This window comes from Mesorhizobium sp. PL10 (genome assembly GCF_053714315.1).
Window position 1 is genome coordinate 1 of record NZ_JBSKBR010000022.1, and the last position, 19,899, is coordinate 19,899.

The following is a 19,899-nucleotide window of genomic DNA, read 5'->3' on the forward strand; positions in this document are numbered from 1 at the left end:
CAAGCAACGAACCACTGTATTCGCATCCCGGCCGCACTCTCTCGTACTGTGCAACAGGTCCACAGGGGGAGAAGGACAGGTTGCACCTCACCGCTTCCGATACCCCTCCAGCTCCGGATCCAGATCGACCCGCACCGCGTTGGTGAACACGCAGGTCGCCACCATGATGCCGGCGAAGGCGACGAGGTTGACCAGCAGCGTGTCGTCGTAGCGGGCCCTCAGTGCCGCCCAGATATCGTCGGGAATGGCATCGCTGCTGGCCGCAAGTGCCTTGCCGAATTCGATCAGCAACGCCTCGTCGGCGCTGGGTCCGATCGCTTCCGGATCAAGGCCGCCATCGATCAGCGCGCGGCGGAAGAAGGTGACGGGAATCTCGGCCCGGCAGCCTTGCGAGATCGCCAGCGACAGGAGCCAGATGGCGCGGCCGTCGAGCGTCGGCTTCAAGAGATCGCGCAGCGTGAACCATTCGGCATAGATGCGGTGCGCCGCCGGCGAATGCAGCAATATGCGCTTCATGTTGGTCATGCGCCCGCGCAGGCCAAGCTCCCTGTCGTGCTCGGCGCGGATGTCTTGCGATGCCGTCGCGTAGTCAATTGGCGCGATCATAGCCATCGGATGGTCCTTGGTTGGCGGTGTTCTGCGACATCCCTCATCCAAGCGTCGTATGCAGTTCCGGCGCGCCGCGCAGCGTGTTGGAGACCGTGCAGATCGCTTCGGCATCCTCGACGATACGCTGCTTCGTCGCCGCGTCGAGATCGCCCGAGATGTCGAGCCTGATGTTGAACTTTTCGACACGCGAGGGTTCGTCCTTCGCTTTCTCGCCGCTGACCTCGGCGCGCACTTCGCCAAGCTCGGCGGCGACCCCGAGCCGGCTGGCGGCGATGCGGGCGCTCAGCACCATGCAGGCGGCGAGCGAGGCATAGAGCAGGTCGAGCGGATTGAAGCCCGGCGCGCTGACCCCGGTGACGACATCGACCGCACCGCCGGTCGGTGTGGTGATGGCGGGCAAACCGCCGGGCTGCAGCGTCGCCGTCGCGCCGGTGACGCGTGTCCTGACCTTGAGTTCACTCATATCGGATCCTTTCACTGGCCGCCCGCAATCGGGGGCTGCCGCCGTGGCGCGTGCGCTGCCCGCTATATGGTACGCTCGGGGCCAAGGCCGCAACATCGACTGAAGTCTCCGATTTCGCTAGACTGTGATGCCTTCTGAATAAGCCCTGATGCTGCACTGTATCGAGGTTCGGCAATGAAGCGTGGTCTGGCTTTCGCTTTGATTGCAGTTGCCGGCGCTGGTCTGCTCGGCGGCGGCGCACTGTTGCTTGTTGGTCAGACCGCGGTTTCGCCGGACGCAATCCAGTCGTCGGTTATCCGCACCCCCGCGCTGATCGACAGCGCCTGGAAGCTGCCGGTGGCCGCCACTTTCAACGCCAGCCTTGACTGGCAAACGAACAGTTCAAGGTGCGGTCCGGCCAGTGTCGCAAACACGTTCCGCTCCATCGGCGAGGAGGAGACAAGCGAGGCCGAAGTCCTTGAGGGCACCGGAAAATGCTGGACCGGCTTTTGCATCATCGGGCTGACGCTGGACGAGGTTGCCGAAGTCGCCCGAACGAAGACCGGCCGGAAAGTCTCGGTGCTGCGGAACCTGAGCGCCGACGACTTCCGCGAGCACATGAAGCGCGCCAACGATCCAAACCGCCGCTACATCATCAATTTCACCCGCGAGAAAATCTTTGGCGCCGGCAGTGGCCATTTTTCCCCGATCGGCGGCTATCTTGAGGCCGAGGACATGGTTTTCGTCCTCGACGTAAACGAGCGCTACAAGCCTTGGCTGATCGAGCGCGAACGGCTGTTCTCGGCCATGGACACGATCGACAGCGATGGCGACAGGAAGCGCGGTCTGCTGCTGATCGAGTAGCACGGTCGGTTTCGGAGCAGGCGCGGTCCCGGCGCTACCGGCCGCGCAAGATGTGTTTCTGGATCTTGCCGGACGCGGTGCGCGGCAGCGCGTCGGTAGGCAGGAATTCCTTCGGCACCTTGTAGCGGGCGATGCGGGCTGCACAGTGGGCGATGAGCGCGGCTGGGTCGAGGACGCGGCCCGCCTTCATCACGACGAAAGCGCGGCCGATCTCGCCCCAGCGTTCGTCGGCGATGCCGATGACTGCCGCTTCGGCAATGTCGGGATGATCGAGCAGCGCCATTTCGATCTCGACGGGATAGACGTTCTCGCCGCCCGAGATGAACATGTCCTTGCGGCGGTCGACCAGGGTGACGAAACCTTCTTCGTCCCGGCGGGCGATGTCGCCGGTGCGGAACCAGCCGTCTGATGTGAAGGCCTGCGCGGTCTCATCCGGCCGGTTCCAGTAGCCCGGTGTGATGTTGGGACCGCTGAGCCAGATCTCGCCCGCCGCGCCGGCAGCGACGTCCTGGCCATCTTCGTCGACGATGCGCAAGCCAAGCGATGGCGCCGGCAGGCCGGCGGAGCCGGCCTTGCGGGCGATCTGGCCGGACTCGAGCGGCATGCCGAGCACGGTGCCGGCCTCGGTCATGCCGAAGCCGTCGACCATGCGCACGCCCTTTTCCAGCCACCAGAGGATGTCGGCGGCGGGATTGGGGGCGCCGCCGGTGAAGATGGCGGTGAGTGTGGTCCAGTTTGCCGGCGCGAACGCGGTATCTTCGCGCAGCATTTTGGCCATTTGCGGGACGCAGAAATAGTGGGTGACGCCGAGTTCCGGATCGGCAAGCCGGCGGTTGGTGAGGCCGGCCTCGAAGCCGGACGAGATCAGCACCGCGCCGCCTTGCAGCAAGGGCGGACGCAGGCTGGTGAGGAGGCCGATGACATGGAACATCGGGGCGTCGCAGAGGAAGATGCTGGAATTGCCCACCCGCCCCAGCACGCCGAAATTGACCGCGGTGGCGAAGGCGTTGGCCTCGGTGATGATCACCCCCTTCGGCCGGCCCGATGTGCCCGAGGTGTAGAGGATGATCGACGGCTGATCGGCCGCCGGCAAAGGCCGGCGCGGCGCCGGCGCCTGCGCTGCCACCGCCGCCGCAAAGTCAGCGACCTCGACCAGCATGCAGCCCTTGGGCGGCGCTATCTCAAACGCGGCATCGTGCAGCAGCAGCGCGGGATCGCAATCGGCAAGGATTGCTTGTTGCTCGATGCCGGCGAGGCGCCAGTTGACGGGCACAAAGATGGCGCCGAGCCGCATGGCGGCCTGCTGCAGGATCAGGAGATCGGCGCTGTTGCGGGCGACCGTGGCGATGCGTAGCCCCGGTTCGATACCGTAGCTGCTCTCAAGGACGGCGACAGCACGCTGGATGGCTTCATCGAAACTGCCGTAGGTCCAGCGCCGCCCGGAAGCGAGGTCGACGCAAGCGACGCGCTCCGGCTGCGTCGCGGCATGCAAGGCCACGGGATCGGGCGTCGTCCAGGCCGGCATCTCGCATCTCCTCCCCGATCGAATGTCAGTCGGTCACCTTGCCTTGTCGTAGGCGCCGAGGCCGGGCTTGTAGCTCTTCTCGTCGATGAACTGGCGGATGCCTTCCTTGCGGCCGTCATGGTCGTAGGAATTGGCCGCCTCCTGCGCCCGCACCAGATAGTCCTCGGCATTGTCGTAGGTCATCTCGGCAACGCGGCGGACGGCGTCCTTGGTCGCCTTCAGCGCCACCGGGTTTTTCTTCAGCAAGATGTTGGCCACCTCGGTGACGCGCGCCTTGAGTCCTTCGAGCGGCAGGCTTTCATTGACCAGCTTCCAGGCCGCCGCTTTCCTGCCGTCTATCAGCTCGCCGGTCAGCGCGTGGTACATGGCGTCGCGCATCGACAGCAGGTCGACCACCACCTTGGTGGCGCCGCCGCCGGGCAGGATGCCCCAGTTGATCTCCGACAAAGCAAACCGCGCCTCGTCGGCGGCGAAAGCGAGGTCGCAGGCAAACAGCGGGCCGTAGCCGCCGCCAAAGCACCAGCCATTGACCATGGCAATGGTCGGCTTGCGGTACCAGCGCAGCCGCCGCCACCAGCCATAGGCTTCGCTTTGGGCCTTGCGGACAGCGCCCAGCCCCTTGGCTTCGGTCTCGCGAAAATACTCCTTGAGGTCCATGCCCGCCGACCAGGCATTGCCCTCGCCCGACAGCACCAGCACGCCGACATCGTCGCGGTATTCCAGCTCGTCGAGCACTTCCATCATGCGCCGGTTGAGCGCCGGGTTCATGCAATTGCGTTTCTCAGGCCGGTTGAAGCGCACCCAGGCGATGCCGTCCTCGATGTTGAAGGCAACAGTCTCTTCGGTCATGGCAAGTCTCCTCCGGCTCGCGGTCTTGCATGCAAGCGAAGAGCCGTGCTCCTCGCATTAATCGCTATGCTACATAGCTTTTATAATCGCTATGTTGCATAGTCTTTTTTACTTGACAAGGGTTTTGATCGCGGCGATCGATTGCAGCATGAACGAGACGGCAGATCGCACCGCTTCCGGCAATACGACAAGGATCGCGCCCGAAGACAGGCTCGACGCGCAGATCGGCTACAATCTGCGCCGCGCTTCGACCCTGGCGCTCAATGATTTCACGGTCGAGCTGGCTGATGCGGCGCTGCGTCCCGTCACTTACGGCATGCTGGCGTTGATCGACGAGCGGCCCGGCATCAGCGCCGCCGAACTCTGCCGTCTGCTCGGCATGAAGAGCGCCAACATGGCGCCGCTGCTTGCCGAACTCGAGGAGCGCGGCATGGTGGAGCGCGACGACCATGCGCAGGACAAGCGCGTGCAAGTGCTCGCTTTGACAGCGGCTGCCAAATTGGCCATGCCGGCATGGCGCCGGCAGGTGCGCCGGCACGAGAACCGGTTCCTGGAGCGGCTGACGAAAAAAGAGCGCGCAACGCTGCTGCGGCTGCTGCGGCTGATCTGGGTCGAGGAGGACTGAGTTCTCCGGCAAGCGTCGTCACTGGCCATTGCCGTCCCGCCACCGATCTCGCGGAAGGCTTTTTCGAACAAGGCGATAGCGGCGCATCCTACCAATCTGATTCAGGCCGCGTGGCATCCACCTGTCAGGAGCCTTCGGCGGACCGGTACCGATTTTGGCAGCCCTTTGCTAGGCTCGCGCCACCCGCAACAGGATCGCGAGAACCATGATCGTCCAGGCCTGCATCAACGGCACTCGTCCCGCCGATTTCCATCCCTCGCTGCCGCTCGACGTGGACGCCATGGCGCGCGATGGTGCGGCTTCGATTGCCGCGGGTGCGGCGGAGCTGCATGTCCATGCCCGCGGAGCGGACGGCCGCGAGAGCCTTGCGCCGGCAGCGATGGACCCGACAATTGCGGCGCTGCGCCGCGCCTGCCCCGGCACGCTGATCGGCGTCTCAACCGGCGCCTGGATCGAGAATGATGACAACCGCACACTGGTCGCCATCGCCGGCTGGCGCGAATTGCCGGACTATGCGTCGGTCAATCTCAGCGAGACGGCCGCCCCCATCGTCATGGAAAGCCTGCGCCAACGCGGCATCGGCATCGAGGCGGGCCTGGCGTCGGTCGCCGACGCCGAACGACTGGTCAGCCTCGACCATGGCGGACGCGTTCTGCGCGTGCTGATCGAGATTTCCGAGCAGACGCTGGACGAGGCCTTTGCCGTTTCGGACGGCATCGAAAAAGTGCTGGATCGTGCCGGGATACGACGGGCGATCCTGCTGCATGGAGCCGACACCGCGGTCTGGCCGTTCGTGCGCCGTGCGGCGGAGCGCAACTGGTCGACGCGGGTCGGGCTAGAGGACGGCAAGGAACTGCCGGATGGCACGGTGGCCTCCGGCAATGCGGCGCTGACGGCCGCGGCGGTGGCGATCTTCCGGGCCAGCCGATCGGCGTAGCGGCTGACGAATGCGTCGATGACAGGTGATCTCGCCCTCGCGGGGAGATCACCCTCCTCCCGAAGCTGGCCCAATAGCGAGCCGCAACTCCGCCCTTGCTGTTATTAGAATTTTCCCATAGGCTATTTTCATATCTGGAAGAAATTGCCTCATATTTTTCTCCTTTATGAAAGCATAGCCCTTGCGTGAGCATCTCGATCAAACCGATCGACGGCTGGTCAAGCTGTTGTCGCAGGATGCCCAACCCGGCATCAGCCGACTCGCCGAGACGATGGCGATCTCGGTTCCGACGGTGCGCTCTCGGCTGCGCAATCTGCTCGATCGCAACCTTTTGAAGATCGTCGGCCTGCTCAATTTGACCGAGCGCCCGGAGCTGATCTCGGCCATTGTCGGCATCAACGCGCAGGGACGAGGCCGCGCTCGCGAGCTGGCCCAGCGCATTGCCGAACTGCCCTTCGTCAACTCGGCCTCGGTGGTCACCGGACGTTTCGACATCATTGTCGACGTCACCGTCGCCGGCGATGTCGCCGATCTCTACCGCATCACCAGCGAGTTGATCCCAGGCGCCGGCATTCCCGGCGAAGTGGTGCGCAGCGAGACCTTTGTCGTCATGGCCTCCTGCAACAAATGGGTCAGCCTTCCCGAAGGCTGCTGGTCGGAAGAAACACCGGCGCGCAAGGAGCCGGCATGAAAATCGCTGTTCTCGGCGGCCTCGGCCTGCAGGGCCGCGCGGCCATTGCCGATCTCGTCGCCAGCGCCGGTGCCGAGGAAATCGTCTGCGTCGATACATCCGCCGACGGCCCTGCCCGGCTTGCTGGCCTGACCGATCTTTCTGGCGTGCGTTTCGTCGTGCCTGAAGGACCGATCGGCCCTGCGTTGACCAATGTGCTGGCCGATGTCGACGCCGTCATCGATCTGTTGCCGCAGCCATTGATGCGCGAGGCGGTGCAGGCTGCGATCGCAACGCGCACGCCGCTGGTCACCACCAACTATGGCAAGGCCATCGCCGATCTAGGCCCCGCTGCTGAACAGGCCGGCGTTTCGATCATGACCGAATGCGGGCTCGACCCTGGCATCGATCTCGTCCTCTACGCACGCGCCGCAAGGCAGTTTTCTTCGATCTCCTCGATCGAATCCTATTGCGGTGGCATCCCCGAACCGAAGGCGATGGCGAAGCCCCTCTGCTACAAGGTGAGCTGGAATTTCGACATGGTTTTGGTCAGCCAGAACCGAGACAGCGTGATGATCGAGGATGGCAAGCGCGTCGAAGTGTCCGCGGGCCGGCAGCACGACAACCGCTTCATCCACGAGATCGAGGTTGCCGGCCTCGGCCGGCTGGAGGCCTTTCCCAATGGCGACGCGCTGCACTATGTCGAGATGCTCGACGGCGCCAAGGGGCTGCGACGCTCGGGCCGCTACACGCTGCGCTGGCCGGGCTGGTCGGCGTTCTGGGCGCCGCTGAAGGAACTCGGCTTCCTTTCCGAAGACAAGGTGCCCGGCACCGGCGCGAGCCCACGCGAATTTCTCGGCCGGCTGCTCGGCCCGCAACTGCAGTATGGCGCCGACGAGAAAGACCTTTGCGTGATGCGTAACGTCTTTTCCGGTCTCGAAGGCGGTCGCCGAAAGACCGTGACATCGGACCTGATCATCGAACGCGACCTCGGCTCCGGCCTGTTCGGCATGAGCCTCGGCGTCGGCTATCCCGCCAGCATCGTGGCGCAGATGCTGGCGCGGCGCGAGATTACAACGGCAGGCCTTTTGAACCCGCTGCAGCATGTGCCCGACGGACCGTTTTTCGAGGAACTGGCCAGGCGCGGCATCAAGGTTGCCGAAACGGTGGCCTGGGGCTGAGGATTTTCGAACGGTGGCTGCCGTCGGCAACGGCGCTACCGCTCAAAAAGAGCTCACGGGAATCCGCGGGCAAAAAATGACAACCAAACAGGGAGGAATGCCACATGAAGATTGCCAGACTTTTCATCGCCGGACTTGCGCTTGCCGGCCTTACCACAGCGGCCAGTGCCGGAACGCTCGACGAGATCACCAAGCGCGGTGAACTGCGTGTCGCGGTGCAGACACAGGGACCTCCCTTCTCGCTGGTCGGAGCCAATGGCGAACGCACCGGCAGTTCGGTCGAACTCGCCGAGCTGATGGCCAAGGAAATGGGCGTCAAGATCACCTTCCTCGACTATGACTGGGACGGGCTGATCCCGGCGCTGCTCTCGGGCAAGGCCGACCTGCTGGTCGCCGACATGACGCCGACGCTGGCGCGCGGCATGAAGGTCGCCTTTACCACGCCCTACATGTACACGGGCAGCACCGTCTTCACCAAGGCCGACAGCAAGTTCAAGACCACCGAGGACTGCAAGGCCAAGGGCACCAAGATCGCCGTGCTTTTGGGTGCCACCGGCGAGAAGGAAGCCAAGAATGCCTTCCCCGATGCGGACATCAAGAGCTACAAGGGCGGCGGTCCGCTGCTGCTCGACGCCGTCAACAACGGCCAGGCCGATTGCGGCGTCAACGACGTCTCGGCGGTCACGGGCCAGTCGACCGCCTATCCCGCCGGCACCTTCACCATCATGCCGGAGCTGTTGTCGAAGGAACCGCTTGCCTTCGCCACCCGCTATGACGAGCCGGACCTGCTGATCTGGATGAACCTGTTCCTCAACCAGGTCACGATCGACGGCCGCCTGCAGAAGAACCTCGACTACTGGGTCAATTCCGACGCCTGGAAGAAAGATCACTGACGAATAGGATGTAGTGATTAGTGAGTAGGAATTAGCAGTTAGGGAGCAGGGAATGGTGAATGGCCATTCCTGACACCCTTCACTACTCACTACTCACTACTCATCAGTTACCGCCCAATGCTCGAAAATTTCAGCTTCCGCACCATCGTCGAATATCTGCCTTTGTTCGGGCAGGGTCTGATCACGACCGTATGGCTGTCGGCGCTGTCCTTTGCCGGTGCGCTTGCCGTCGGCATCGTGCTCGCCGCCATGAACCTGCAGCGCAGCCAGCTGTCTCGCATTCCGGCCAAGGCCTATATCGACGCCGTGCGCGCCACGCCCTTGCTGGCGCAGCTCTACTTCCTCTATTTCGGCCTGCCGCGACTCGGCTTCGTGCTGCCTGAGCTCGTCGTCGGCATCCTCGCTCTGTCGCTGAACAGCGGCGCCTATGTTGCCGAGATCATCCGCGCCGGCATCCTATCGATCCCGCGCGGCCAGGTCGAAGCCGGCGTCGCTTCGGGGATGACCTATGTCCAGCGCATGCGGCTGGTCATCCTGCCGCAAGCCTTCAAGGTGACGATACCGCCACTGCTCGGCCAGGCGATCGTACTGGTCAAGGATTCGGCACTCTTGTCGCTGATCTCGGTTTCCGAATTAACGCGCGCCGGCCAGTTGCTGGCGTCCGACCGCTTCATGCCGGCGGAAGGTTTCATCACCATCGCCGCCTTTTACCTGCTGCTCTACTATTGCCTCAAAGGACTGGCGGCGCTGTCCAGTCGCTGGCTCGGCCTGCAGCCGGCAAGGAGCAGCACATGATCTGGCAGCAGCTGCAAAGCCTGGCCAGCAGCTATCCCCTCGCCTTGCGCGGCCTCGGCATGACGATGATGCTGTCGCTGATCAGCCTGGTGCTGGGCACGGCTCTCGGCTTCGGCCTCGGCATGCTGCGAACCGGCGGCAACCGGCTGATCTCGAGCGTGATCGGCGCCTGGGTCGACCTGATCCGCGGCACGCCGTTCCTGGTGCAGATCTTCCTGATCTTCTTCATCCTGCCGGAATTCGGTATCGAACTCGATGCCTTCACCGCCGGCATCATCGCGCTGACCAACCTGGCCGCCTGCTTCATCTGCGAGATCGTCGCCGCCGGCATCCGCTCGGTGCCGACCGGCCAGGTCGAGGCAGCGCTGGCATCGGGCCTGTCACGCTGGCAGCGGATGCGCCAGGTGGTGTTGCCGCAAGCGATGCGCATCGTGCTGCCGCCGCTGGTCGGGCAATATGTGCTTTTGATCAAGGATTCCTCCGTCGTCTCGGCCATCGGTCTTACCGACCTCACCCGCGTCGGCTGGCTGGTGGTGCAGCGTGTGCCCAACGGCCTGCTGGTCTTCTTCCTCGTCGGCGTCGGCTATTTCATCGTCTGCTATCCGCTGATCATGCTCGCCCGCCGGCTGGAGCGCCGCATGGGTGCGGCGCATGGCGAGGTCCAGCTGTGACATCGAACCCAAAGGGCGCACGACCATGAGCACGCCAAGCCAGGCCAAAACCGGCATGATCGACTTTCGCGGTGTCAACAAATGGTTCGGCACGCTCAACGTGCTGAAGGACATCACGCTCAGCGTCGAGCCGCGCGAAGTGGTCGTCGTCTGCGGCCCGAGCGGCTCGGGCAAGAGCACGCTGATACGCTGCATCAACGGCCTAGAGGCGATCAAGGACGGCGATCTTGTCGTCGACGGCCAGCGCCTCGGCGACCCCGCCACCAACATGACGCAGCTGCGCACCGAGATCGGCTTCGTGTTCCAGTCATTCAACCTCTACCCGCACAAGACAGCGCTGGAGAACGTGACGCTGGCGCCGATCCATGTGCGCAAGATCCCGCGCGCCGAGGCCGAGCAAGCCGGGCGCGACTTGCTGGCCAAGGTTGGTCTCGCCGACAAGGTCGACGCCTATCCATCACAGCTCTCGGGCGGCCAGCAGCAGCGCGTGGCGATCGCGCGCTGTCTCGGCATGCGGCCCAAGATCATGCTGTTCGACGAGCCGACCTCCGCGCTCGACCCCGAGATGATTTCCGAAGTGCTCGACGTCATGGTCGCCGTGGCCGAGGAAGGCATGACCATGATGGTGGTGACGCACGAAATGGGCTTTGCCCGCAAGGTGGCGCAACGCGTGGTGTTCATGGATGCCGGCGCCATCGTCGAAAGCGGCACGCCGGAGGAGTTTTTCTCCGCCCCGAAGACGGACCGCAGCCGGGCTTTTCTGAGCAAGATTCTCAGGCATTAGGGTCGGGACTCGAACAGCTGGCCGCCACCGGGCAAGAGATGGGACGTCGATCCGCGCCTAGCCCCCGAGCATCTCGCTTACCATCCGCGCCGTGCGCGGCGCAAGTGTCAGCCCTATATGGCCATGGCCGAAGGCGAGGATCACGTCCCGCCCGCCTCGCGATGGCCTGATAACGGGCACGGAATCGGGCATCGAGGGACGAAAGCCGAGCCATGTGCGGCTCGGCTCGCCCAGCTCCGGAAAAACCCGACGCGCATTCGCCGCCAGCACTGCCACACGAAGCGGATCGGCGGGAGCGCCCAGGCCGCCGAGTTCGACCAGGCCCGCAACGCGCAGCCGGCCTCGCATCGGGCAAAGATAGAAGCCGAGCGCTGTCGGGCAGACCGGCCGTTCGATCGGCGGGTGGGCCATGTCGAATTCGACGTGATAACCGCGTTCGGTATCCAGCCTGACCGGATCGCCGATCTGGGCGGCGAGCCTTTGCGAGTGGGCGCCGGCGGCGATGACAGCGGTCCGGGCGCTTATGTCGAAGGGCGCGGCGTCGATGCGGATTCCATTGGCTTGCCGCGCGATCGTTCGGGCGGAGGCCTGGACGAATTCCACGCCCGCCCGCCGCACCGCGGCGGTCAACCGCGCCATCGTCTCGCCCGGATCGTTGAGATTGATCGCGCCCGGAAAAAACACGCCGCCACCTTCGAAGGGCGGCAACCGGGGTTCCAGCCGATGCACTTCGTCGGCCGACAGCAGCTCCTGACCAATGCCATAGGAGCGGCGCAGGTCGATATCGGTGGCCGCCGCCCTGAAGGCCTTCTGCGTTTCATAGAGATAGAGACAGCCCTTGGCGGAGAGCAGGTCCGTTGCCCCAATTTCGGCCGCGAACTCTGTCCATGCCGCCGATGCGTCGGAAACGAGTTCGGCGATCCGGCTTGTGTTTTCCCGGAACCGGTGCGGCAGGGATTCATAGGCAAACCGGACCAGCCAGGGGAACAGGGACGGCAAAGCCGAGGCGCGGATCGACAAGGGGCTGCGCGCGTCGAGCAGAAGCGAGGGCAGGTTCCGCAGCACCGCCGGCGTGCCTACGGGTATGACCGCATAGTTGGCGATGGTTCCCGCATTGCCATAAGACGCGCCGCTGCCGGGCTCGTTCGGTTCGATGACAACAACCTCGCGCCCGTCGGCGCGAAGCCGCAGCGCGATCGCCAAGCCTATGACGCCACCGCCAATCACGGCGATGTCGGTCGAAATCCTGCTCATCTGGTCCACATGCGTTGGGGCAAAGACGGGCGCCCAAGGACTGGCGAAACGGGCTGGCGAGACGGCGTGCCGGATCGCACCATGCCCGATGGGCTCTGTTGGGACTGATTGCCGGCCGGCGTTCAGCCAGGCGCGGCGTAGCGCGCGACATAGGCGGCCGTTCGCGCCTCACGCGGGCTGTCGAGCACGTCGGCCGCCGTGCCCTGCTCGATGATCCGGCCGCCGTCGATGAAGACGACCCAGTCCGAGACTTCGCGGGCGAAAGGCAGTTCGTGGGTGACGAGGATCATGGTCATGCCGTCCTTTGCCAGCTCCCGCATGACGCGCAGCACCTCGCCGGTCGATTCCGGATCGAGCGCGGAGGTCGGCTCGTCGAACAGAAGCACGGTTGGGCCAAGCGCCAGGGCGCGCGCAATCGCGACGCGCTGCTGCTCGCCGCCAGACATGCGTTCGGGATAGGCCGTCGCCCGATGCGCGAGGCCGACGCGCGTGAGCAGGCGCACCGCGCGCTCGACCGCTTCGCGTTCGCCGATCGCGGCGGCATGCATCTGGGCGAGAACGACATTTTCCACCGCCGTCAAATGCGGGAACAGGTTGAAGCGCTGAAACACCATGCCGACGCGCTGGCGCAGCCTGGCGAGGTTCCTGCAGGTCACCGCGCCCTTGTCGCAAATCGTCTCGCCATTGACCTCGATGACGCCGCCGTCGGGCAGCTCGAGCAGGTTGACGCAGCGCATCAGCGTCGTCTTGCCGCCGCCGCTCTGGCCGATGATGCTGACGATGCGACCGGCCGCCACGTCGAGATCGATGCCGCCGAGCACCTGCCTGCCGTCGAAGGATTTGCGCAAGCCACGGATGGTGACTGCCGGGCCGGCGGGCACCGTCACGCCGGGCGCCTTGGGAAGCGTCTGTTGTGCCATCGGTCTAGGCTCCGCCTGCGAGCAGCGACCTGGCCAGCTTCAGCCGCCGCCGGCGCCCCGGCGTCAGCGGCACGCCGGCCTGAATGGTCCGCTCCAGCCAGAGCAGGCATTGCGAGACCGGGTAGCAGACGGCGAAATAGATGCACGCGATCACCAGGTAGACTTCGAGCGCCCGAAACGTTTCGGAGGCGATCAGCTGCGCCTGGGTCATCAGTTCGACGGCCGAGATCGTCACCAGCAGTGACGTCGATTTCAGAAGGTCGACGAACATGGTGTTGGTGCCGGGCAATGCCAGCCTCAACGCCTGGGGCAGGATGACATGGCCAAAGGTGGTGCCGCGGCCAAGGCCAAGCGCCTGGGCAGCCTCGTTCTGACCGGAATGGATGCCGGCTATGGCCGCGCGGAATATCTCGGACAGATAGGCCGCATAAAACAACATGAGGCTCAGCACGCCGGCGACGAAGACGCTGAGCTTGATGCCGACCGACGGCAGGCCGAAATAGGTGACGAAGATAATCGCGAGCAACGGGACGTTCTTGAATATCTCGGTGTAGATGGCGGCCGGCAGGCGCACCAGACGCAAGCGGTTGAGGCGCATCAGCGCCAGGACGAGACCGAGGACAGCGGCACCGACAAAGCTGACGATGGTGTAGGCAAGGGTCCTGAGCAGACCCCAGCCGAGATTGCTTGCGTAATCGCTCCAGGGAACCTGGAAGAACCCGCCGAGCGTGTGGAAAAGGGACATGGCCTGCCCCCACCCTCAAGGCGCGATCGAGGGCGGCGCCCAATCCGCCGGGCGGTCCGCGCCCCGGCGCTGCGCCGCCATCTCCGGCGAAGGCACCAGGAACTGCTTCGGATCGCCGCCCCATTTGGTGACAAGCGCGGCAAGCGACCCGTCCTTGTACATGGCATCGATCTGGTCCGAGACGGCCTTGGCCAGCTGCGGCGCCTCTTTCGGCAGGTAGAAGCCGGTCATGTAGGGCTGAAAATACTGGTAATCGGGATGGGCCTTGATCTCGTCGGCGGTCGGCGGCGCCAGGTAGGCGACGCGGAACTTCATGTCCGGCCGTTCCTTCTGCTGGTAGATGATCAGCAGGGGGTCGAGAAAGCCGACATCCAGCCTGCCTGATGACAGGTCCTGAAAGACGCTGTCAGCCGTCGGATAGGTGTGGGGGGTGGCATTCGGCACCTGCGCGATCGATTTCGCCCAGACATAGCCGGTGACGGTCCCGAGATCCTTGCCTTCCAGGCTCTTGACGTCCGGATAGTCCGTTGTGCCCTGCACCGCCATCGCCGGAGGCGAATAGTAAGGCGGGTCGGTGAAGAGACCGACCTTCTGGCGGGCGTCCGACCAGGCGATGCCGCCGATCGTGATATCGGCACGCCGCGACTGGACCGATGCCAGCATGCCGGGAAAATCGGTGACGCTGACTTCCATCTTGAGGCCTAGCTTGTCGGCGACGGCGGCAAGGATATCGCTGTCCAGACCGACGAGCTTCTCGTCCTTCATCGCCGTGTAGGGCATGTACGGCTCGATCGTGACCTGCAGGACGCCAGGCTTCAGCGTCTCAAGCCCGTCCGCATGCGCCACTGTTGCCAGCACTCCAAATCCAATGCCCAGCAAGGCGGCAATGCCGACCTTGAATCGCGAGTGAGATACAACGCCCTTTTCCGTCCCTTTTTCCATGCCCGATACCTCCCTGTAGCCGGATCGATATATCTGTAATATATTGAACAGTATATTATATGAATCCGTTGTCAAGTGATTCCTTGGTGATCGGATTTGATCCCTGTGAGGTGAGTGAGATGGACGCGCGGATGCGGGAAGACGATGCCGACCGTGTCGAGGCTGGCTCGACATTGGCCGAGCGCACCTATCTGCAGCTGCGGGAGGACATCATCACGGTCAAGCTGGCGCCCGGCACCCTGCTCCGTGAAACGGATCTCATGCGGCGGCTGGACGTCGGCCGCACGCCGGTCCGCGAGGCGTTGTTGCGGCTGCAGCGCGATGGCTTCGTCGATGTCAATGGCCGCCGCGGGACCTCCGTCAGCACGATCGACATCAGCGATCTATCGGCGATCTACGAAGCCAGGGCGAGAATTGAATCCTGGGCGACGCGGCTCGCCGCCGAACGTCTGCGAGAGCCCGAGCGTCGGGAAGCACAAGCCCTGATCGGCGAACTGGCCGCCTTTCCAAGTCCTCCGGAGCTCGAGCCCCTGCTTGCGCTGGACCAGCGCATCCACCGCTTCATCTATCGGGCCGCCAAGAACCCGTATTTGTTCGACACGCTCGACCATTACCACAATTTGTCGCTCAGGATCCTGCATGTGGCGACGCGACGGTTTCCGGAGCTGATGTCGGGGCTCGACAAGGTTCTGCAGGAGCAAACCCTCATGCTCGAGGCGGTTTGCCGGGGAGATGGCGAAACGGCCGAGCGCATCGCGCTGCATCACGTCCTCAGCTTTGAACAGGATGTTCGCAAGATCATTTGAGCCGAGTTGCCGCAACAACGACCCTCGCGAAGGCTGTTCGTATGGCCGACACGCGGCGGAAGCGGTTATGCGGCCACCCTGCACCTTTGAAAGGTCGCGCCATGCCTCCATTCCTCACAGCGTCGCCAGCCGCGAATTGGTCATGGCCTTGCCATAGGCTTGTCGCAGCGTCCGCTTCTCTTCCAAGGCAGCGATGACGCTTGCGGCAAAGTCCGTCGCGTACATGTCGGCGAGCCGGGTGAGCCCGCCCGGCGTGAAGACGTTGATCTCCAGAAGTTTATCGCCGACGATGTCGAGGCCGACCAGGAACATGCCGTCGCCGATCAATTTGGGGCGCACCATCTCGGCAATGCCCAGCATGGTGGCCGTTACCTTGACCTTGCGAGCGGTTCCGGCGGCATGGATGTTGGAGCGGACATCGCCCTTGGCCGGAACGCGGCGAAAGGCTGCGTACTTGCCGTCGCGCACCAGCGGCAGTCCGTTCATCAGGAACAGACGCACGTCACCGGCCTTGGCTTCCGGAAGATAGACCTGCGCGATGAGATAGCCGTCACCGCTGGCCGCCTCGAAAATCTGGTTGAGGTTTGAATCGGTGGGCTTGGCAATATGGAAGACATTCTTGCCGCCGGACCCTTGCAACGGCTTGACGATGCAGCCCTTTGGCTGCTTGTCGATGAAGGCGCGGATCTCGGCGATGCTGCGCGATATCAGGCTCGCCGGCCTGACCGCTTCGGGAAAGGACTGCAGATAGAGCTTGCTCTGTGCCTGCGCCAGGCCGTCCGGATCGTTGACGACGATCGTGCCGCGTTCTGCTGCGAGCCGACCGAACATGATGCCCGCATTGGCCGCCCATGGCCGACGGGCGCCATCCAGCGACGGGTCGTTGCGCAGAAACAAAATGTCGATGTCGCTCATGGCGACAGTCTTCTTCTGCTTCGCGGCATCCCGCAGGGCAGCATGAAGCTTGGCTGATGTCTTGTGGGCAGCATCGGGCAGAACCGCGACGCTGACAGCCAGATTGTCATCGGGACGCAGGATGAAATCGCCCGGCTCGACATAGACGACAGAATGGCCGCGCTGGACGGCAGCCATCGCCAACGCCGTCGTCGTATAGCCCGGCGTCTCGCTTTCAACGGAATTGACGAAGAACGCAATGCGCATTTTAGACCCCCTCAGGTTGCAACCATATCGATCGGATTGATTCCCGCCATCGCTTTCCTGAGGCGCGGACGGGCTGCGTCGGAAGAGAGGAACGCAGGTTCGAGGCGCGGCGCCCGCAGCAGGCCGCGCGCGTTGAGTTCCTGGATCGCGCCGAAATGCGCGGCGGAAATCTTGCCCATCCAGAACGGCGTGAGGCTGCCGCCATTCCTCAAGTGATCGAGAATCTGCAACAGGCCGCGCAGATAGATGGCGTCTTTTGCAAGGCCGCCGCCGCGATAGACGCGCAGAACGACGTTGAAGGCCTCGCGCTCATCGAGATCCCCACGCAGAATGTAGAAGGCTTCCTCAAACGTTGCGCCGCCGAGCATCGCCTGACAGGCGATCACTCTCGCCGCGATCAGCCGCAAACGCGCCGCGGTCATGCCGCCGACCAGATACTCCGCCAGCACGGCCAGTCCCTCCTGCATGCCTTCATAGCCGGCGAGCCCGCTACAGAAGATGGCGAGCCCCTGCGCGGCACCATTGAAATAGGTCAGCAGATGAACACCGATCTCGTGGCTGAGCAGCGCCGCCAGACGCTCCGGTGGAAGGTTGGTATCGCGCGACACCAGCAACCGGTTTCGCGAGACCAGAAGGCCGGCCGGCAAGTCGCCGCGGATCTCGACGGAAGCATCGAAATCGGAATAGGCGGCGCGGTATCCGGCGATCATGTCTCGCGCGGCAGTGGCAATGGCGGCGGCGTCCATTCCCTTCTGACGGGCGACCGAGGCAGGCCGCGGCAGCCGTTCGAGAATGGCGCGTGCCCTCGCCGCCAGGCTCGGCTCGACGCTGCCATAGAGGGCTCGTCCGAGCTCGATGAAGCGGGGCGTTTCGCGTGCCGCCAGCATCGACAACTGGAGATCGAGCTCCTGCTGCTTTTCGGAGAGCAGCCTGGTCAGGAGTGTATCTTCCAGATGGTCGAGCGAGATCGAATAGAGCTTCCGCTTCTGGTCGGCGACCTCAAGCTCGAGCGGCCGGTAAAGCAGTGTTGGCACACTCTCGAATGCGCCGGCCTGGAATTCCCGCCAGGCGGGTTCGGCATTGATCGGTGTGACCGCAAGCAGAAAATCGAACGTCGACGCGACATTGTCTAGCGCGCGGTCAGCCCGCACGACAGCGTCGATGTAGGCGCGGCGACCCAGGGAACGATGGGTCGCCGGTTGTTCCAGGCTCGATGCCTTCAGGAAGGCGCTGACGGCCTGCAGCGCGGAATCGACCATGTTGGCGACCACGAGGTCGTGGAGTTCGGGGTAGATGCGCTTGGTGCCGGGCACCCTGTAGATTGGTGCGAAGCGCACCGTCAGGCACGCCACACCACCGGGATCATCCCAGAGCCGTGCTTCGGCACGTGTGGTGGGACTGAGCTCGTCGACGCGGGGCGTGCGATATCTGGCTTCGCGCGCGGATGCAGCATCAGCGAAGCGCTTGCGTGCCGCCTTCTCCGCCGCGGTGTTGCCGCAGGCCAGCGCAATCTCGAAAGGCGGCAGGAACGGAACATCGTCGGTCAGGAACCGGTCTTCGGCCAACTCGCCGACGTCCAGCAAGAGGAATGCGCCGCAGTGATCGCGTATCCTTCGCGCCACCAGCCGCGCGACCTCGCCGGCGAGCTCGATGTCGGCGGCGACCAGATAGGAGGCGTTGGCGGAGACGGCATGGAATGCCGCATCCTGATGCGACCCGACATGGACACACAGAAAGGGCAGCGGCCGATCGATGTGCAATCGGCTGCCGTTGCCGAATTCGCGGCGGATCGGCTTGCCGTCGCGGAAAAGCGCGTCAAGGTCCGCTTCGATTTGCACCAGTGGAGAGGTGGGCTCGACAAGCTTGGGCTTCATCGCATGGCCCGCAGCGCCTCGACCAGAACGGGCATCGTCGACGCAAGGGCGGCGCGCAGTTGGTCGATTGCTGCCCAGTCGGGTTCGCCGCTCCATTCGTCCATGAAAATCTTCTTGAACTCCACCGCGATGGCACAGCCGGTCTCTGGAAAATTGGTGTGGACGAAACGCGTCTGTTCGCCCCTGCCCTGGAAGGACACGTTCTCGCGCACATCGATCGGCTCGCCGTTGAGAAGGTGGCCACGAAGCGTCTCGATGAACGCGTCGACGATGGGCGCCCATCGCTCTCGGTCCATGGAAGACGTGCCGATGTTGATATCCGGCGCGAGGTCGCGAGACGTCGGCACAGCCTGTGGCCCATCGCGGCGGTGATTGTAGCTGTGGACGTCGATGAGAACGAACCGGCCGTAGCGCTTCTCGATATCGATGAGGACACGCTTCAGCTCGCTGTAGAAAGCGTCGTGAAAGGCGAGAGACTCCTGCACGATGGCCTCGGCCGGCGGCTCGCGCCACACTTTGAGCCCCCAGGACTGGTCCGGGGACAGGTAGATCGCAGCGTCGCGCGCGCGGTTCAGATCGACATGGAAGCGCGATCGATGGACGATGATCTGGGTCGGAAAATCGGCGATGAAGCGCTCGGTGAACGGGTCCTCTTCCCGAAGCCGGTCTGGATCGGAAAGAGACATGAGCGATCGAGAAGCGCTGCCAACGTCGGTGCCGCTGTGGATGGCTGTACCGATGACAGGACTGTCTCCGAGCTTGATCGTCCAGCCCGATCCACCCATGTCGGTGTTGGAAATCGTCTTGTCCATGCTTCGAAATGCGCGGAGCGTGCGGACGGTTCCGCTTCATCGAACAAGCGGGTCTTCAATCAAACGTCGCCAGCGGTTCTGCGTTGATCTCGACCCAGTCGCAGCGCCGGCTGTCGTGATAGAAGGACTGGAAGGGCGGCGGGAACGATCGGTCGGCGAAGGCGCCGACGGGGATGGCGATAACACCGGGCTGCGTGTCGATGCGGTAGTGAACGGCGGCGCCGCACTCCGGGCAAAAATTATAGACGACGCGGCCGCCCTCATCGCCGATGCGTGTGAACTGCTTCGCGCGTCCCTCGATCGATACATCGCCTTCCACAAACCGGACGTTATAGCTGAAGGCGCTGCCGGTGCGGCGCTTGCAGTCCAGGCAATGGCAGACCGAGATGCGCGCCGGCTCGCCCGAACAGATTGCCGACAGCTGGCCGCAGAGACATTGCGCGCGGCGCGTGATCATGGGTTGCTCCTCCCGAGCCTGTTCCATCCCGATGGAATCGGGATGGGGCTCTATCTTCTTCTTGAGCATGATCTCCGAAAACC

General features: G+C 64.0%; 22 protein-coding genes. 10 read left to right on the forward strand and 12 right to left on the reverse strand.

The window, feature by feature from the left end:
* Positions 1-87: 87 nt before the first annotated feature.
* A complete protein-coding gene (locus ACWGTO_RS26485; protein ID WP_454577749.1) occupies positions 88-612 on the reverse strand; it encodes a carboxymuconolactone decarboxylase family protein in 525 nt (174 codons plus the stop codon).
* Between the two features lie 37 nt (positions 613-649).
* A complete protein-coding gene (locus ACWGTO_RS26490) occupies positions 650-1,072 on the reverse strand; it encodes an OsmC family protein (protein WP_454577750.1) in 423 nt (140 codons plus the stop codon).
* Positions 1,073-1,246: 174 nt separating this feature from the next.
* Between ACWGTO_RS26490 and ACWGTO_RS26495 the strand changes: the two genes are divergently transcribed.
* On the forward strand, positions 1,247-1,915 hold the full coding sequence (locus tag ACWGTO_RS26495) for a phytochelatin synthase family protein (RefSeq protein ID WP_454577751.1): 669 nt from the start codon (positions 1,247-1,249) through the stop codon (positions 1,913-1,915).
* Positions 1,916-1,949: 34 nt separating this feature from the next.
* On the opposite strand, the gene ACWGTO_RS26500 is transcribed toward ACWGTO_RS26495, so the two are convergent.
* Entirely contained in the window at positions 1,950-3,440 is a 1,491-nt protein-coding gene (locus ACWGTO_RS26500; RefSeq protein WP_454577752.1) for an AMP-binding protein, read from the reverse strand.
* 33 nt (positions 3,441-3,473) lie between these two features.
* Positions 3,474-4,289, reverse strand: coding sequence for a p-hydroxycinnamoyl CoA hydratase/lyase (locus tag ACWGTO_RS26505; RefSeq protein WP_454577753.1), 816 nt, complete (start codon positions 4,287-4,289; stop codon positions 3,474-3,476).
* 148 nt (positions 4,290-4,437) lie between these two features.
* On the opposite strand from ACWGTO_RS26505, the gene ACWGTO_RS26510 reads away from it, so the two are divergent.
* The 8 genes from ACWGTO_RS26510 (at position 4,438) to ACWGTO_RS26545 (ending at position 10,845) form a co-directional block, all read left to right on the forward strand.
* On the forward strand, positions 4,438-4,914 hold the full coding sequence (locus ACWGTO_RS26510) for a MarR family winged helix-turn-helix transcriptional regulator (protein ID WP_454577754.1): 477 nt from the start codon (positions 4,438-4,440) through the stop codon (positions 4,912-4,914).
* A 205-nt stretch (positions 4,915-5,119) separates the two neighbouring features.
* Entirely contained in the window at positions 5,120-5,851 is a 732-nt protein-coding gene (locus ACWGTO_RS26515) for a 3-keto-5-aminohexanoate cleavage protein (protein ID WP_454577755.1), read from the forward strand.
* 181 nt (positions 5,852-6,032) lie between these two features.
* Positions 6,033-6,542, forward strand: coding sequence for an Lrp/AsnC family transcriptional regulator (locus ACWGTO_RS26520; protein WP_454577756.1), 510 nt, complete (start codon positions 6,033-6,035; stop codon positions 6,540-6,542).
* The gene (locus tag ACWGTO_RS26525) at positions 6,539-7,702 is read left to right on the forward strand and encodes a saccharopine dehydrogenase family protein (RefSeq protein WP_454577757.1); all 1,164 of its coding nucleotides are present in this window, start codon (positions 6,539-6,541) and stop codon (positions 7,700-7,702) included. Before ACWGTO_RS26520 ends, ACWGTO_RS26525 begins: the two co-directional genes overlap by 4 nt.
* Positions 7,703-7,806: 104 nt before the next feature.
* Complete coding sequence (locus tag ACWGTO_RS26530) at positions 7,807-8,595, forward strand: ABC transporter substrate-binding protein (RefSeq protein ID WP_454577758.1); 789 nt, start codon at positions 7,807-7,809, stop codon at positions 8,593-8,595.
* 117 nt (positions 8,596-8,712) lie between these two features.
* Positions 8,713-9,390, forward strand: coding sequence for an amino acid ABC transporter permease (locus tag ACWGTO_RS26535; RefSeq protein ID WP_454577759.1), 678 nt, complete (start codon positions 8,713-8,715; stop codon positions 9,388-9,390).
* A complete protein-coding gene (locus ACWGTO_RS26540) occupies positions 9,387-10,061 on the forward strand; it encodes an amino acid ABC transporter permease (RefSeq protein WP_454577760.1) in 675 nt (224 codons plus the stop codon). Before ACWGTO_RS26535 ends, ACWGTO_RS26540 begins: the two co-directional genes overlap by 4 nt.
* A 55-nt stretch (positions 10,062-10,116) precedes the next feature.
* On the forward strand, positions 10,117-10,845 hold the full coding sequence (locus ACWGTO_RS26545) for an amino acid ABC transporter ATP-binding protein (protein WP_454577818.1): 729 nt from the start codon (positions 10,117-10,119) through the stop codon (positions 10,843-10,845).
* Positions 10,846-10,902: 57 nt separating this feature from the next.
* Here the strand turns inward: ACWGTO_RS26545 and ACWGTO_RS26550 are convergent, their stop codons facing one another.
* The 4 genes from ACWGTO_RS26550 to ACWGTO_RS26565 all read right to left on the reverse strand — a co-directional run bounded on the left by ACWGTO_RS26550 (position 10,903) and on the right by ACWGTO_RS26565 (position 14,706).
* On the reverse strand, positions 10,903-12,099 hold the full coding sequence (locus tag ACWGTO_RS26550; protein ID WP_454577761.1) for an NAD(P)/FAD-dependent oxidoreductase: 1,197 nt from the start codon (positions 12,097-12,099) through the stop codon (positions 10,903-10,905).
* Between the two features lie 122 nt (positions 12,100-12,221).
* A complete protein-coding gene (locus ACWGTO_RS26555) occupies positions 12,222-13,019 on the reverse strand; it encodes an amino acid ABC transporter ATP-binding protein (RefSeq protein WP_454577762.1) in 798 nt (265 codons plus the stop codon).
* 4 nt (positions 13,020-13,023) lie between these two features.
* Entirely contained in the window at positions 13,024-13,764 is a 741-nt protein-coding gene (locus tag ACWGTO_RS26560; protein ID WP_454577763.1) for an amino acid ABC transporter permease, read from the reverse strand.
* Between the two features lie 15 nt (positions 13,765-13,779).
* A complete protein-coding gene (locus ACWGTO_RS26565; protein WP_454577764.1) occupies positions 13,780-14,706 on the reverse strand; it encodes a substrate-binding periplasmic protein in 927 nt (308 codons plus the stop codon).
* Between the two features lie 131 nt (positions 14,707-14,837).
* On the opposite strand from ACWGTO_RS26565, the gene ACWGTO_RS26570 reads away from it, so the two are divergent.
* Positions 14,838-15,512, forward strand: a complete 675-nt coding sequence (locus ACWGTO_RS26570) for a GntR family transcriptional regulator (RefSeq protein ID WP_454577819.1) — start codon at positions 14,838-14,840, stop codon at positions 15,510-15,512.
* Between the two features lie 114 nt (positions 15,513-15,626).
* Here the strand turns inward: ACWGTO_RS26570 and ACWGTO_RS26575 are convergent, their stop codons facing one another.
* Genes ACWGTO_RS26575 through ACWGTO_RS26590 form a run of 4 tightly spaced genes read right to left on the reverse strand, consistent with a single transcriptional unit; the run spans position 15,627 to position 19,885 of the window.
* Positions 15,627-16,673 carry a glutathione synthetase gene (locus ACWGTO_RS26575; protein WP_454577765.1) on the reverse strand — a complete coding sequence of 349 codons (1,047 nt, stop codon included), beginning with the start codon at positions 16,671-16,673 and terminating at the stop codon, positions 15,627-15,629.
* Positions 16,674-16,684: 11 nt separating this feature from the next.
* Positions 16,685-18,547, reverse strand: a complete 1,863-nt coding sequence (locus ACWGTO_RS26580; protein ID WP_454577766.1) for a flavohemoglobin expression-modulating QEGLA motif protein — start codon at positions 18,545-18,547, stop codon at positions 16,685-16,687.
* Complete coding sequence (locus ACWGTO_RS26585) at positions 18,544-19,359, reverse strand: N-formylglutamate amidohydrolase (RefSeq protein ID WP_454577767.1); 816 nt, start codon at positions 19,357-19,359, stop codon at positions 18,544-18,546. Before ACWGTO_RS26585 ends, ACWGTO_RS26580 begins: the two co-directional genes overlap by 4 nt.
* Positions 19,360-19,414: 55 nt before the next feature.
* Positions 19,415-19,885: a GFA family protein gene (locus tag ACWGTO_RS26590; RefSeq protein WP_454577768.1), complete on the reverse strand. Its 471-nt coding sequence runs from the start codon at positions 19,883-19,885 to the stop codon at positions 19,415-19,417.
* Positions 19,886-19,899: the final 14 nt, after the last annotated feature.